Origin of the sequence: Collibacillus ludicampi (genome assembly GCF_023705585.1) — a bacterium.
GTDB classification, from domain to species: domain Bacteria; phylum Bacillota; class Bacilli; order Tumebacillales; family BOQE01; genus Collibacillus; species Collibacillus ludicampi.
The window spans coordinates 2,669,191-2,682,723 of record NZ_BOQE01000001.1 but is presented as its reverse complement, the minus strand read 5'-3'; the positions used below and the strand labels follow the sequence as shown (position 1 = coordinate 2,682,723).

The window sequence follows — 13,533 nt, the reverse complement described above, 5'->3', positions numbered from 1 at the left end:
ATCTAGTTGATCAAAATCATGCGCAAATGAAGATAGCTCTTCTTTTCGTCCGTCGGGCGAGATGAAGAGCTATTGGTATCTTCGAATGTAGTCCGTGCCATCTGTTATCATCTTTTGCCTTATTTAATATACGCTTGTCTAACGCATCATCATACGATTTTTTTTATGATGATCATCATCCCGCATTCGCATGACTGCACGCATCATCTCCCGTTCCCAAGAGCGAATGCTGTTTCTCCGTTTTCTTCTTTCCTTGTCTACGCCGATGAGCACATATAAATTGGCCCCAACTGTAAGTAAAGCGAACAATAACCAGACAATCGTGAATACTCCTTCTTCCGAAAACGTTACATCGGGTAACCTGGGTACTGCATAAAACAGCATCACAAGACCAATCGCTAAATAAATAAAAGCTTTTCTAGCGTCTCTTCGTCTCATCACACGTTCGTCCTTTCCGTTCATTCTTCCTTATGTGTATGAGACAAGGCCTAGATCCATGACTACTGTATAGAGTGGATTTTTTCTACACAAGCTAGATATGTATCCTGGATATTTTACCTGATATGGAGGGATTCAAATGTCGTCCGTACTAGAAAATTTCGACCGCTGGAAAGAGTTTCTCGGCGAACGTGTAGACCAAGCGCAAGACGCGGGCATGTCCATGGATCAAATCCAGAACGTGGCATACCGTATGGGTGACTTCCTCGCCAATAAAGTAGATCCCAAAAACCCGCAAGAGAGACTGCTGAAAGACTTGTGGGAAGCAAGCGATGAAAATGATCAAAAAGCGCTTGCCCGCATGATGATCAATCTAGCTCAAAAAACGCATTAAGTGAAAAAGGCCCCTCAATGAGGGGCTCTTCTTAAATCTCGATGCTTTCACCCGGTTGCAAGATAACACCTTTAATATCTCTTTTTGACAGATCATCTACGTACTTCTGCGGATCTTGTTGAATGACAGGAAATGTGTTGTAATGCATCGGAATCACTGTACGGGCACGAACCCATTCGGCCGCATATACGGCATCCTCCGGTCCCATGGTGAAGTTGTCTCCAATCGGTAAGGCCGCCACATCGATGCGATGCAGTTCACCGATCAGCTTCATATCGCCGAACAACGCCGTGTCCCCTGCATGATAGAACGTTTTGTCCCCCATCGTCAGTAAAAATCCGCAAGGATTGCCTCCGTCAATCATCGTGTCTCCATCTTCGATGCCGGAACCGTGAAAGGCCAATGTGAGTTTCACCTTTCCCCATGGAAACGCATAAGATCCCCCCAGATGCATCGGATGGACCTGTGCCCCTTTTTTCGAAGCGTACATCGCAACTTCATAAGGAGCGATGATGGGGGCATTATTGCGCTTGGCAATATCGATCGCGTCCCCTAGATGATCTCCATGACCGTGTGTCACAAGTACGGCTTCCACCTTGACTTCTTCCGCTTTTTTTACTGCCTGCGGATTTCCTGTCAGGAATGGGTCGATGATAACCGAACGATTTTCATAGGTAACTGTAAAACATGAATGGCCTTCATACTGAATCTTCATCTTTTAAACCTCCATTTACTTTTGAACGAGATTTCCAAATACATCTTGTATAGTATCCGCAATGATCTTCTGTATATCACCAAAAAGAACACTAAACTGGTATTCCGCCTGCAGATAGTCTCTAGCTGCCGGAACCAATGCAAGGGCTTCTTGCAATTGTGTCATCTGTTGTTTCTCCGCATCGCTGATCTCTTGACCTGCTAAACGTTTTGCTTCATATTCCCATTGTCGTTTGCGAAAATCTTCCACAATTTTTTTCGCCTGAGGATCCTGGTCGATACGTTCTTTTGCTTTCATGAGCTTTTGAAAAGAATCATGGGCACGAAGAGCTCTCGCAAGTTCATGCGCTTTGTCGTAGGGATTCAATCCGAATTCCCCCCTCTATGTAGTCGTTTCTATTTATATGTCTAGTATATCCAATTCCATACCATCAAGAAAATATGCTGGACTGAATTTTGGAACATGTATAAGAAACAGACTGCCTTGATTCTTGGGCAGTCTGTTTCCAGGTTTCAATCGTCCGCGTTTTTTCTTAACCTTAAAAGCTGTACAGTATCTATTCATCCATTTGCTAAATATGCCTTTATAATACGGTCATCTTCGCGCAGCTTATCTGCGTGATCATGCAAGGTGATCTGACCGGTTTCGATGACGTAACCGGTATGCGCCAACTTCAAAGCTGCTTTGGCATTTTGTTCGACGAGAAGAATTGTAGTTCCTTCCGAGTTGATTTGCTTAATAATCTTCATGATTTCTTGAACCACGATCGGAGCGAGTCCCATGGAAGGTTCGTCCAACATGAGAAGTTTCGGACCGCTCATGATGGCACGGCCGATCGCAAGCATCTGTTGTTCACCGCCCGAGAGTGTCCCTGCCTTCTGTTTTTCGCGTTCTTTCAGCCTCGGAAAAAGTGTGAATACATGTTCGAGAGTTCGTTTAACAAAGGCTGGATCCTTTCTCTTGGTGAAGCTGCCCAATTCAAGATTCTCAGTAACGGTTAGAGATCCGAAGATGCGGCGTCCTTCCGGCACATGTACGATGCCACGATCCACGATTTCATGCGGAGCCAGTTTTCCGATATCTTCCCCCATAAAACGGATGCTCCCGCTCCGAGCTCGCACCAAGCCCGAAATCGTCTTGAGTGTCGTGCTTTTCCCTGCACCGTTGCTCCCTAAAAGGGTGACGATTTCGCCTTCTTTAACCGTGAGATTGATCCCTTTTAACGCTTGGATCTTGCCATAATACGAGTTCACCTGAGAAAGCTCAAGCAAATGGCTCATACGACATCTTCATCCTTTCCTAAATAGGCTTCGATCACAAGCGGATGATTTAACACATCATGAGGCGAACCTTCTGCAATTTTTTGCCCGTAATTCAAAACGATGATCTGATCGGACACTCGGTTCACCAGTCCCATATCATGTTCAATCAGGAGAATCGTGAGATCGAATTCTTGACGAATCCGTTGAATCAAATGAATTAACTCTTGTTTTTCCGAGTGGTTTAAGCCCGCAGCCGGTTCGTCCAAAAGCAGCAGTTTAGGCTTTGTGGCAAGTGCTCGGGCAATTTCCACATAACGCTGGATACCGTATGGCAAGTTCTTTGCCAACCGCCCGGCATAACGTTTTATGCCCACGAAATCCATACAAGATTCTGCCACGGTATAAATCATCTCTTCTTCCCGTTTTTGCGTCCGTGTACGCAAGAGCGCTCCCAACACGCCTTGTGAAGTTTTGCTGTGCATTCCGCTCATGACGTTCTCAAGAACTGTAAGTGTGGGGAAGAGTCGCAAGTTTTGAAACGTTCGTGCCATCCCCATCTGTGTGATTTGACTCGGCTTCTTGCCAACGATGTTCACACCATCAAAAAGAATCTCACCGCTCGTGGGTCGATAAAATCCAGTAATCATATTGAATACTGAAGTTTTGCCTGCACCGTTCGGACCGATCACACTGATAATCGAATGTTCAGGGATCTCAAAGCTGAGATCATTGACCGCAACAAGGCCACCAAATCGTAACGTCACGTGATTCACTTGAAGCAGTGACATCCTATCCCTCCTATTCCTGCTCCAACTGTACATCCTTACGCGCAGGCCATAGGCCTTGCGGACGGAAAATCATGATGATGACCAGCAGCACTCCGAACAACAGAAAACGCCAGTTGGAAAAATCACGCATAGCTTCCGGAAGCAAGATAACGATCACCGCTCCGAGAACCACACCGGGGAGACGCCCGAGACCGCCTATGACAATCGCGAGAAGGATCATCACCGATTGCATAAAATTAAAGCTTTCCGGTGCGATTGCTGTCATTTTGGCAGCAAAGAGAGCCCCGGCAAAACCGCCAAACATGGCACCGAGTGCATAGGCGGTCAACTTGACGCGAACACGGTTCACTCCCATCGCTTCCGCAGCGTCTTCATCTTCGCGAATATACTTCCATGCCCTTCCAAGACGTGAGTTACCCAACCGATTGACCGCAATCAATGTCAGGATCGCCAAAATCAACATGGCGTAGTAGAAATCGGTTAGATTTGTAAACATGTAACTTCCGATTTGCGGACGTGGTATTCCATAAATACCGGACGCGGATCCGGTGAATTGCAAATTCTTCGCAGAGATGCGAATGATTTCGCCAAATCCTAGTGTGACAATCGCCAGATAGTCACTACGCAAACGAAGTGTCGGGGCGCCGATCAGAATACCGGCTAATCCGGCAAATATACCGGCCAAAAGTAACGTCACCCAAAAGGAGACATGATATTGTGTGGTAAGAATTCCCGTAGTATAAGCACCGACTGCAAAGAAAGCGGAGTAGCCGAGATCCAGCAATCCGGCAAATCCCACTACGATATTGAGTCCTAGCGAAAGTACAACATAGAATAATGCCATTGTCCCGACATCAATCCAATAGTTGTTCGCTACAAACGGAAAGCAGAACAATAGAATGGCGAATCCGATCAGCGCGTATCGTTGGATCGGTAACAGTTTTTGGTGGATGAGCGGGGAGGTGGTAACCGTTTTTCTCATCATCTTACATCCTCTCCGTTACTTTTTCTCCGAGGATTCCTGTCGGTTTGAGCACCAAAATGAGAATCAATATCCCGAAGGTGAACACATCTTTCCATTCACCGCCAAAATAAATCGTTCCGATCGATTCAAAGATCCCAAGAACCATTCCTCCGATCATAGCGCCAGGGATGCTGCCGATCCCCCCAATGACAGCGGCCGTAAATGCTTTTAAACCTACAATAAAGCCCATTAAGAAGTTAATTTGTCCGTAATATAATCCTGCCATCATACCCGCTGCAGCCGCCAACATGGAACCAATAAAAAATGTAAGGCTTATGATACGGTGGACGGGGATCCCCATCAAAGAAGTAGCCGCTTGATCGATCGCGATAGCCCTCATGGCTTTCCCGTATAGGGTACGTTGGACAAATGTGTGCAATGCAAACATAAGAAGGACAGATAACACGATGATGCCGACCTGGGCATAAGTGATCGTAGCACCTGCCATTTGGAAACCGGTCGTAGGAAGTTGGACAGGGAACACTTTAAAACTGGGTCCGTAGGAAAGCATGAATCCGTTTTCCAATACCAACGATACACCAACTGCCGTAATCAGAATCGTAAGACGAGGCGACGATAATAACGGACGATAGGCGATGCGCTCGATCCCCATACCAAGAAGACCTGTGACGATCATCGCAACCAAAAAGGCAACAGCAACGCCCAGAAGACCCGCTTGCCCCGTAAATAACGATAAAACGGTAAAACCTATGAATGCTCCCGCCATGTAGAGATCTCCGTGAGCAAAGTTTAATAGATTAATAATTCCGTAAACCATCGAATAACCAAGAGCAATCAGACTATAGAAAGATCCAACGACGATCGCATTCATGAGTTGTTGGATGATGATGCTCATCTCACCGCTCCAATCTTTCTTAATTTGTGAAGCGGAGAATCCATGGTGATCACGAAATTCTCCGCTCGATGTTTGATTTCTTACTGCGGAAGTGCAAAAGTGCCGTTCTTCACTACAAGTACGATGAAGTTTGATTTCTCAAGCGTATTGTCATCTTTAAAGGCGATATCGCCTTCTAATGCTTTAAATCCTTTCGTTTCTTTGAGAGCTTTCACGATGGCTGCTTTATCCGTGGAATTTGCTCGTGTGATCGCATCGGCCAGCAAGCGCATGCCATCGTAGGCAAGTGCGGAATAGGGACCCGGATCCGCATGATACTTTGTCTTATAGGCATCGAGAAACGCTTTTGCTCCCGGTATAAATTCTGCCGTCGGGCTTGTCGTCACGAATGTTCCTTCTGCCGCATCTTTGCCCGCAATATCGATGAGCGTCTTGTCGTTCGAACCGTCCCCTACACCTATGGCTCCCGGAACCCCCAGTTGTTTAAATTGTTTGATCAGAAGCCCTCCTGCCGCATAATAAGCGGTCCAATAGGTAGCATCCGGTTTCGCGTTTTTTAATTTGGTAAGCAAGGTGGTAAAATCCTTTTCATCCGGGTTCACCGCTTCAAAAGCAACCACTTGTCCGCCCGCTTGTCCCACAGACTTTTTGGTGAGTTCAGCCAAATCTTTTGCGTACGCAGAGTTATCGTGTACAAGCGCAATCCGTTTAGCCCCAAGCTTTTTCGTCATATAATCGGCTGCCGCTTCCGCCTGATGCACGGTTGTACCGTTAATCAAAAAGATTTCCTTATACCCTTGGGCAGGGATTTTCGCGGAGTTGGCTGCCGTTACAACCATCGGGATACCTGCGTTATGGTATACGCCAGAAGCCGGAAGTACCGCACCGGAACTATATCCTCCGACTACAGCCGCAACTCCTTGGGAAACCAACTTATTGGCGGCTGCCGTTGCCGTTTGCGGATCGCTGGCATCATCCGCGAAAACCAGTTTAATTTTCTTCCCGAGAATTCCACCTTTCGCGTTGATTTCATCTGCCGCGAGTTGAATCGCATTATTCATATCCTGACCCATTTTCGCTTCCGAACCGGTCGTTGGCGTTTGTACCCCAATCAAAATTTCGCTCCCGGAAGCGCCCCCTGAATTTCCTGCGGAACTTCCTCCTGAACCGCACGCTGTCAACATCAACATGGACGCAAGAGAAACTGCAAAACCAAACTTTTTCCATTTTCTCATTTTTTGACCCCCTTTAGATTTCCTGTGATTTCTAACAACGTCCAGTCGTTAGATTTTGTATGCGCTTACATAGATGTTTAAAATTAGACGCATTCGTTAGATTATGTCTAATTATTGAACATCTCGTTTGTAATTTTACATGATACACGTATTTTTAGACAACTAGTAATTTGCGTTTTTCCAATAGTTTTCGCAATAATGATGGTAATGATAGATGGGGTGTGAGAGTGTGAATGCCTTTAACCCAAAACTGAAAGCGTTTTTTGATATATTGCTCGATTCAGTGAATGATGCGGTTACTGTAGTAGACACTGACGGAACGGTTCTCTATTGGAACAAATCAGCAGAAAACATGTATGGAATCCCAAAAGCTCAGATCATAGGCAAACGCATCGGAGACTTCTTCCAAAAAGGATCTATTATGTTATATCAGGTCATGGAAACCGGTATGCCTGTATACCAGGTCTATCATAAGCCTCGCCCCGACATTCATGTTTTTATCAACGCCATACCGGTTTATGATGATGAAGACCGATTGATAGGCGCGATTGCAATCGAACAGGATATTACACATACCGTAAAATTAAGTGAAGAACTTTACAGTTACAGTCAATCGGGTCAGCACATCCACGAGTCAATGATTTTCTCGCAAATGGAATGCAGTTCCATGCAGGAGACGGTTGATTTTCTGACAAAGGCTTCACGACTCTCCTATCCAGTTCTTCTTGTTGGCGAGAACGGTGTCGGCAAAGAAATGATCGCTAAGATGATTCATCAAATGGGCAAATACCCTGGCCCCTTTTTATCTATCAGCTGTGATACGATTCCAGCCGGTTTATTGGATATGGAGTTGTTCGGTTATGCTGGAGGAATGTTAGGAAGTGACCGGGAAGAACGTCCGGGAAAACTGGATCTAGCGCACACGGGAACGATCTATCTTAAGAATATCTCTGCTCTTCCTCTGCCGATCCAAGCAAAATTAGCGGATGCCATAAACCAACTACAATTCTTTCGCGTTGGTGGAGATAAACCCATCCAATTGACTTGCAGAGTGATCGCTTCATCTACAGTTGCTATCGAAGAACTGGTGGAAAAAAAACTTCTCTTACGCGAACTCTCTTATATTTTTCATGTGCACACGATTCCTCCTTTGCGGGAACGCAAGGAAGATTTGCCTGAACTATGCCATTATTATCTTGCAGAATCTGCCAAGGCGGTGGGAAAACCGGTTCCCCGACTTTCATCAGAAGTGATTACCGCTCTCACGACATTTCATTGGCCGGGGAATCTGCTGCAACTTCGAAACGTGATGGAACATCTGATGATCAAATCTTCCGGAAACGAGATTACCTTAAACGATTTACCCTCAGAGTTGCGATTAACTACGTTGGCTGATCTGGCGCAAGAATCATTGTCCTTAACCATTCTTTCGGAAGAAATGGAGAAAGCAAAAATTATAGATGCATTAAAACGAACAGGCGGAAACAAAGCGAGCGCCGCGCGTCTATTAGGCATTTCCCGGGGTTCCCTTTACTATAAAATCAAACAATACAAAATACATTAGAGGAGATCACCGTAACAAAAAAGATCGGTATGCCCATTTCTTGGACATTACCGATCTTTTTCGCAAGGAAACTGTCATTACGACTAGGCGAGCATGACACGGTCGTTTGCCAGTTTTTCTCCCCTGATTCGTTCAAATTCCGATAATAACCTATCGATCGTAAGGTTTTTCTTTTCTTCTTCCGGAACATCGAGAATAATTCTTCCTTTATCCATCATGATCAGCCGATTTCCCAATTCGATGGCCTGTTTCATGTTGTGGGTGACCATTAAAGTAGTTAAATGAGAACGTTCGACAATTTCTTTTGTCAGCTCCGTGATCAACTGTGCACGTGCCGGATCAAGGGCAGCCGTATGTTCATCAAGAAGCAGCACTTTCGGTTTCGTAAACGTCGCCATCAACAGACTTAATGCCTGCCTCTCTCCGCCGGAAAGAAGACCAACTTTTGCCGTTAAGCGATTCTCCAGGCCGAGATGCAAAGATGAGAGATATTCGCGAAATAATTCCCTCCTCTTGCGATTGACTCCTTTCCGCAATGTACGTTTCTTATCTCTCGAGTACGCAATCGCCAAATTCTCCTCAATCGTCATGTTCGGAGCCGTCCCGGCCATGGGATCCTGAAACACGCGGCCGATCAAAGGAGCTCGTTGATGTTCCGCGAGATGATTCACTGGCAGCCCGTCGATCTCAATGGTACCTCCATCAGGAAAAATGACTCCTGCGATCATGTTCATCAATGTTGATTTACCTGCTCCGTTACTGCCAATAATTGTAACGAAATCTCCCGGCTTTAATGTCAAACAGATCTCTTGCAGAGCCACTTTTTCATCGACAGTTCCGGGGTTAAATGTCTTATGGATATGTTTAAGACTCAGCATGATGCTCACCTGCCATCGTTTGCTCGAGGATCCCCGTACCCTGACCCGCGACTTTTCGCGGACGTTTCTCTTTCCATCCATCCACCGCCTTCGGTAGAACAAGGGCAATGACTACGATCAACGACGTCATCAGTTTCATATCGGATGGATCCAGACCGATTCGAAGAGCGATCGCCACGATCAACCGATAGATGACGGCGCCTCCGATGACCGCGAGGGTCGACCGGCGAACCGTGGTTCGGCCAAAAACGGCTTCCCCGATGATGACAGATGCCAAACCGATAATGATCGTACCGATACCCATGGAAACATCGGCGAACCCTTGGTATTGAGCCATTAGCGCTCCCGACATGGCCACAAGTCCGTTCGAGAGGCTTAATCCCAGAATCTTTGTCGCATCCGTATTCGCTGCGAAACTGCGAATCATCTTTTGATTATCTCCCGTGGCCCGCAACGACAAACCGATTTCCGTATCGAGAAACCAATCGGTCAGCCATTTGACGAGGAGAACCAGAATTCCCATTGTAATAACAATGGAGAAACTTCCGAAAATATTGTTGAAAGCAGAGGTGATCTGTGTAAACAACGTATCTTGGCTTAACAGGGGGACATTGGATCGGCCCATGATGCGCAGATTAATCGAATACAGAGCGATCATGGACAATATGCCCGCCAGCAGATCGTTGATTTTTCCTTTCGTATGGAGGATTCCCGTGAGACTTCCGACCATACACCCAAGAACGATGGCCGCTACCGTTGCGACGACCGGCTGATAACCTGCCGTAATCATTGTCGCCGCCAAAGCTCCTCCCGTTGTAAAACTGCCGTCAACTGTGAGATCGGGAAAATTCAGTATCCTAAAGGTCAGGTATACACCGAGCGCCGTCAGAGCAAAGATAATCCCCGATTCCAGCGAACCTACCAAAGCCGTAAGCACGGACAACCTCCTCCTCAAGCAAGCCTATTCACCAACAATCACCGCATTCTTTTTCATTTCGTCTGTCAGCTTGATACCTTGTGCGTCCGCCGCTTTCTTATTGATCACCAATTGAAGTTTGTCTGGGAACCCGACGGGGATATCGCTCGGTTTCTTGCCTTTCAAGATTTCGAGAGCCATCTTGCCTGTCTGATAACCGAGATCATAGTATTCAAACCCGTAACCGGCAAAACCGCCGCGCTTCACGGAATCAGACTCGCCGACAAACAAAGGGATATGTTTGGCATTCGCCACACTGATCACCGATTCCAGAGCGGATACGACCGTATTGTCTTTCGGAACATAAATCACATCCGCGCGCCCGACGAGAGACTCGGCCGCCTGCTTCACTTCCGAACTGTTAGACAACGTCGCTTCTACCGGCTCCAAACCGTAATCTTTCATCACTTTCTTTGCGTTCTCTACATTTACGACCGAGTTTTGTTCACCACTGTTATAAATGATTCCCACCTTTTTCGCATTCGGGAAGAAATCTTTAATCGTTTTCATCGTATTTTTAATCGCGTCCGGATGTGTATCGGATGTACCTGTCACGTTTCCACCCGGTTTCTCCAAATTCTGCACGAGTTTTGCCCCCAAGGGATCGGTGACCGCCGTAAACAGAATGGGGATATCCTTTGTCGCTTTCGCCGCCGCCTGTGCGCTCGGCGTAGAAATGGCAAGGATGAGGTCGTCCTTGTCTGCGACGAACTTCTGCGCGATCGTGATGTTATTGCTTGAATCCCCCTGTGCGATCTGCAGGTCCACTTTCAAATTCTGACCATCCACATATCCTCCGTCTTTCAAAGCCGCAAGAAATCCTTTCCTCGCTGCATCCAGAGAAGGATGTTCCACAATCTGAGTGATGCCCACTTTCACCGTTTTCTGTTGATTATTCCCTCCTTCACTTGCTGATTCGGGTTTGCTTGCCGTCTGCGTTCCGCAAGCGGTCAGTAATAATAACCCGGAAATCATGAGTAGCATGCATTTTTTCACTTTTGTTCCCCCTTTATGAATGGATCTGGTTCATGATATTATTCGCCATCACCAGCATTTTTACCTCTATACTTTTTATAATATTTTTTATAATCATCCTACTTTATAAATTATAAACATCATTCTCTTTACTATTCTGATAAATTTTCTATCATTCATCTTCACTGATATCGTAAATAACCGCACGCACGTGGCTGACAAGTCAGACAGGAAAAAAATAGACGAGGGGAAAACCTCGTCTTCGTTCTCTCTACAACATTTTGATGGTACATTCACCGAGAGCCTCTTCACCCCAATTCAGTGTGAGGCGGTCTCCATTCGCTACAGGGCCCACACCGGCAGGGGTACCGGTATAGATGATATCTCCCTCACCGAGGCCGAAATGTTCGCTCGTAAATTCGATGATCGTCTGCAAGTCGAACAGCATATCGCGAAGATAACCCTTTTGTACAAGTTCGCCATTTTTCAGCAATGAAAAATCGATGTTTCGGCAAGCTTCCACTCCTGGAAATGGACGAAAAGCGGTAATGACTGCGGAATTGAGAAAACCTTTCGCTAACAACCAAGGGTGCCCTTTTTTCTTAAGCTCACTTTGAACATCGCGCAGAGTGAAATCGATACCCAGGGCCATGCGGTCAACGACATCTTCGACATTCATGCCTTTTTTGTACGTTCTGGCGATATGTATGACAAATTCCACTTCATGGTGGATCGCTCCCCGGTCGCCAGGCAGGAGAATCTCTTGGCCATTCGCTTCAACCAGCGCGTGTGTGGGTTTGTTAAAAAGAAACGGCGACTTGGGTACCTCATTTCCTAATTCTTCTGCATGCAATCTGTAATTTCTACCTACACAGAAAATATTGCGAATTGACTCCATTGCGCTCCCCTCTTCCATTTTTTATATGAATGATATCACATTTCCTTGAAAAAGGCTTGCATGAATGAGCGCATCGATGATCTTCCAACATCGACCGATTGATATACGGAAAGCCCCGCTTAGGGGGCTCTCACGAATTAATGGAACGATTGAGATAAAATTTGATTCGTCACATCGTAAGATGAACTGAACGACAGTTCGGAGAGTTGGCCTTCTCCCTGACACCAGTCTCCGGCAAAATATGCGTTTCGCAAGCTGTAAAATTTCACGGGCATCAATTGTTGATCTTCCACACATTTGATTTCCTGAACGGTCGCTTTTTTCGAGATCCGTTTGGTTACAAGTACGTCCCGCCATCCGGGAAAATGCTTATCATATACCTCTTCGATATTTTTGATTTTTTCATCGGCGATATTTTGTTCGATCTCTTCCTCGTTCAAATAAGAAATCGCTTGAATCAATTGCCCGCCCTCTGGAACGCATGTATGATCGTAGTAAGAAATGTCTGTGAGGAACACGCGTTTTTCCTTGTGATAAATATATGTGTAAGGAATATCGATACGGCGACTCAAACCGATATCATAGACCACTACCTGATTGGCGCGATATCGGGTGTACTGTTCAAAGAGAGACTCATATCCTGTTTCTTTAAACAGGGAAACCAGTTCGCTCGGCGGAATACAGAACACAAACAAATCAGCTTGAAAAGACTGTTCCTTACCATGAACCGCAACGACTTTTCCGTCGACAACCTCCGCTGTCTGAATTTTTTCTTTCGTGATGACTTCGCCACCGTTTTGCTTCAAGATCTGTTCCAAACCGTCGATAATCGATTGCCATCCTCCCCCGATATAAGCGACCGGCTTATGAGTCGTAAACAAACGTTTGTAGTATTGGAAGAACAAGGGGGAAGGTATTTTTTCCGGCTCATTTGTAAAAAAGTTGGAAGACGCCAGTGTGAGCAAGAAGTCCCTGACCTGTTTGGGCTCTTTTTGCAGGTATTCCCCGATCGTTTGTCCGTCTTTTCCCCGCTCAAGCGAAACTAATGTTCTGACGACTTCATAAACAAAGCGGATTTTATTTTTCGCATCCATAATTTTCGTTTTGTATAGCCCTTCGAGTGTAGCGGGCACAGGCGTTGTGTATGTGCCCAAATCGTAAAACGCTTTCTCAGGGGAAAAGTCTTTCCAGTCGACTTTCAGTCCGAGTTCTTTTTCGTATTTCCGCAAGACCGATTGATCCCTGCCATAGATCGCATGTGCACCGAAATTAAAATTAAATCCTTTCAACGGAATCGTTACTGCTCTTCCTCCCAGTTTGGGAGCTTTTTCAATCAACTTCACGTCAAATCCTTTATGTGCAAGGCGTGCAGCGGTACTTAATCCGGCAAGTCCACCGCCAATTACAATGATTTGTTCGGGCATCTCAGTTCCTCCATTTACACTACTTGAAAACGAGTGCTTGAGTGGGCACTCCTATATCAATCGTAATTTTTCATCCTATGTTGGTTTAGCATAAGCGGACGCGGAT

The 13,533-nt window shown here is 46.0% G+C and carries 15 protein-coding genes; 2 read left to right on the top strand and 13 right to left on the bottom strand.

All coding sequences use genetic code 11. The features are described from left to right. Positions 1–138: 138 nt before the first annotated feature. The gene (locus tag DNHGIG_RS13625) at positions 139–438 is read right to left on the bottom strand and encodes a hypothetical protein (RefSeq protein WP_282200103.1); all 300 of its coding nucleotides are present in this window, start codon (positions 436–438) and stop codon (positions 139–141) included. Between the two features lie 139 nt (positions 439–577). Between DNHGIG_RS13625 and DNHGIG_RS13620 the strand changes: the two genes are divergently transcribed. Further along, on the top strand, positions 578–832 hold the full coding sequence (locus tag DNHGIG_RS13620; RefSeq protein ID WP_282200102.1) for a DUF3243 domain-containing protein: 255 nt from the start codon (positions 578–580) through the stop codon (positions 830–832). Between the two features lie 31 nt (positions 833–863). Here the strand turns inward: DNHGIG_RS13620 and DNHGIG_RS13615 are convergent, their stop codons facing one another. The 7 genes from DNHGIG_RS13615 to DNHGIG_RS13585 all read right to left on the bottom strand — a co-directional run bounded on the left by DNHGIG_RS13615 (position 864) and on the right by DNHGIG_RS13585 (position 6,712). Continuing rightward, positions 864–1,547 (bottom strand): metal-dependent hydrolase, encoded by a 684-nt coding sequence (locus DNHGIG_RS13615; protein WP_282200101.1) that lies wholly within the window; start codon positions 1,545–1,547, stop codon positions 864–866. 15 nt (positions 1,548–1,562) lie between these two features. Then, the gene (locus DNHGIG_RS13610) at positions 1,563–1,913 is read right to left on the bottom strand and encodes a YlbF/YmcA family competence regulator (protein WP_282200100.1); all 351 of its coding nucleotides are present in this window, start codon (positions 1,911–1,913) and stop codon (positions 1,563–1,565) included. A 194-nt stretch (positions 1,914–2,107) separates the two neighbouring features. Beyond that, positions 2,108–2,827 (bottom strand): ABC transporter ATP-binding protein, encoded by a 720-nt coding sequence (locus tag DNHGIG_RS13605; RefSeq protein ID WP_282200099.1) that lies wholly within the window; start codon positions 2,825–2,827, stop codon positions 2,108–2,110. After that, complete coding sequence (locus DNHGIG_RS13600) at positions 2,824–3,597, bottom strand: ABC transporter ATP-binding protein (RefSeq protein ID WP_282200098.1); 774 nt, start codon at positions 3,595–3,597, stop codon at positions 2,824–2,826. The genes DNHGIG_RS13605 and DNHGIG_RS13600 overlap by 4 nt, the downstream gene beginning before the upstream one ends. A gap of 10 nt (positions 3,598–3,607) precedes the next feature. After that, positions 3,608–4,582 carry a branched-chain amino acid ABC transporter permease gene (locus DNHGIG_RS13595; protein ID WP_282200097.1) on the bottom strand — a complete coding sequence of 325 codons (975 nt, stop codon included), beginning with the start codon at positions 4,580–4,582 and terminating at the stop codon, positions 3,608–3,610. 1 nt (position 4,583) lies between these two features. Then, entirely contained in the window at positions 4,584–5,477 is an 894-nt protein-coding gene (locus DNHGIG_RS13590; protein WP_282200096.1) for a branched-chain amino acid ABC transporter permease, read from the bottom strand. A gap of 80 nt (positions 5,478–5,557) precedes the next feature. After that, a complete protein-coding gene (locus DNHGIG_RS13585) occupies positions 5,558–6,712 on the bottom strand; it encodes a branched-chain amino acid ABC transporter substrate-binding protein (RefSeq protein WP_282200095.1) in 1,155 nt (384 codons plus the stop codon). Between the two features lie 229 nt (positions 6,713–6,941). On the opposite strand from DNHGIG_RS13585, the gene DNHGIG_RS13580 reads away from it, so the two are divergent. Continuing rightward, positions 6,942–8,276 (top strand): sigma-54 interaction domain-containing protein, encoded by a 1,335-nt coding sequence (locus DNHGIG_RS13580; RefSeq protein ID WP_282200094.1) that lies wholly within the window; start codon positions 6,942–6,944, stop codon positions 8,274–8,276. An 83-nt stretch (positions 8,277–8,359) separates the two neighbouring features. Here DNHGIG_RS13580 and DNHGIG_RS13575 read toward each other — a convergent pair whose 3' ends face one another. The 5 genes from DNHGIG_RS13575 to DNHGIG_RS13555 form a co-directional block, all read right to left on the bottom strand. Continuing rightward, positions 8,360–9,154 carry an ABC transporter ATP-binding protein gene (locus tag DNHGIG_RS13575; RefSeq protein ID WP_282200093.1) on the bottom strand — a complete coding sequence of 265 codons (795 nt, stop codon included), beginning with the start codon at positions 9,152–9,154 and terminating at the stop codon, positions 8,360–8,362. Then, positions 9,141–10,091 (bottom strand): ABC transporter permease, encoded by a 951-nt coding sequence (locus tag DNHGIG_RS13570; RefSeq protein WP_282200092.1) that lies wholly within the window; start codon positions 10,089–10,091, stop codon positions 9,141–9,143. Before DNHGIG_RS13570 ends, DNHGIG_RS13575 begins: the two co-directional genes overlap by 14 nt. A gap of 24 nt (positions 10,092–10,115) precedes the next feature. Then, positions 10,116–11,114, bottom strand: a complete 999-nt coding sequence (locus DNHGIG_RS13565; RefSeq protein WP_439647774.1) for an ABC transporter substrate-binding protein — start codon at positions 11,112–11,114, stop codon at positions 10,116–10,118. Between the two features lie 262 nt (positions 11,115–11,376). Further along, positions 11,377–12,003: a fumarylacetoacetate hydrolase family protein gene (locus tag DNHGIG_RS13560; RefSeq protein ID WP_282200090.1), complete on the bottom strand. Its 627-nt coding sequence runs from the start codon at positions 12,001–12,003 to the stop codon at positions 11,377–11,379. Positions 12,004–12,140: 137 nt separating this feature from the next. Beyond that, positions 12,141–13,427, bottom strand: a complete 1,287-nt coding sequence (locus tag DNHGIG_RS13555; protein WP_282200089.1) for a phytoene desaturase family protein — start codon at positions 13,425–13,427, stop codon at positions 12,141–12,143. Positions 13,428–13,533: the final 106 nt, after the last annotated feature.

Excerpts from the sequence above, each read along its gene's own strand:
- DNHGIG_RS13625 (WP_282200103.1), bottom strand. The coding sequence starts at position 438 with ATGAGACGAAGAGACGCTAGAAAAGCTTTTATTTATTTAGCGATTGGT.
- DNHGIG_RS13620 (WP_282200102.1), top strand. The coding sequence starts at position 578 with ATGTCGTCCGTACTAGAAAATTTCGACCGCTGGAAAGAGTTTCTCGGC.
- DNHGIG_RS13615 (WP_282200101.1), bottom strand. The coding sequence starts at position 1,547 with ATGAAGATTCAGTATGAAGGCCATTCATGTTTTACAGTTACCTATGAA.
- DNHGIG_RS13605 (WP_282200099.1), bottom strand. The coding sequence starts at position 2,827 with ATGAGCCATTTGCTTGAGCTTTCTCAGGTGAACTCGTATTATGGCAAG.
- DNHGIG_RS13600 (WP_282200098.1), bottom strand. The coding sequence starts at position 3,597 with ATGTCACTGCTTCAAGTGAATCACGTGACGTTACGATTTGGTGGCCTT.
- DNHGIG_RS13595 (WP_282200097.1), bottom strand. The coding sequence starts at position 4,582 with ATGATGAGAAAAACGGTTACCACCTCCCCGCTCATCCACCAAAAACTG.
- DNHGIG_RS13590 (WP_282200096.1), bottom strand. The coding sequence starts at position 5,477 with ATGAGCATCATCATCCAACAACTCATGAATGCGATCGTCGTTGGATCT.
- DNHGIG_RS13585 (WP_282200095.1), bottom strand. The coding sequence starts at position 6,712 with ATGAGAAAATGGAAAAAGTTTGGTTTTGCAGTTTCTCTTGCGTCCATG.
- DNHGIG_RS13575 (WP_282200093.1), bottom strand. The coding sequence starts at position 9,154 with ATGCTGAGTCTTAAACATATCCATAAGACATTTAACCCCGGAACTGTC.
- DNHGIG_RS13565 (WP_439647774.1), bottom strand. The coding sequence starts at position 11,114 with ATGCTACTCATGATTTCCGGGTTATTATTACTGACCGCTTGCGGAACG.
- DNHGIG_RS13560 (WP_282200090.1), bottom strand. The coding sequence starts at position 12,003 with ATGGAGTCAATTCGCAATATTTTCTGTGTAGGTAGAAATTACAGATTG.
- DNHGIG_RS13555 (WP_282200089.1), bottom strand. The coding sequence starts at position 13,427 with ATGCCCGAACAAATCATTGTAATTGGCGGTGGACTTGCCGGATTAAGT.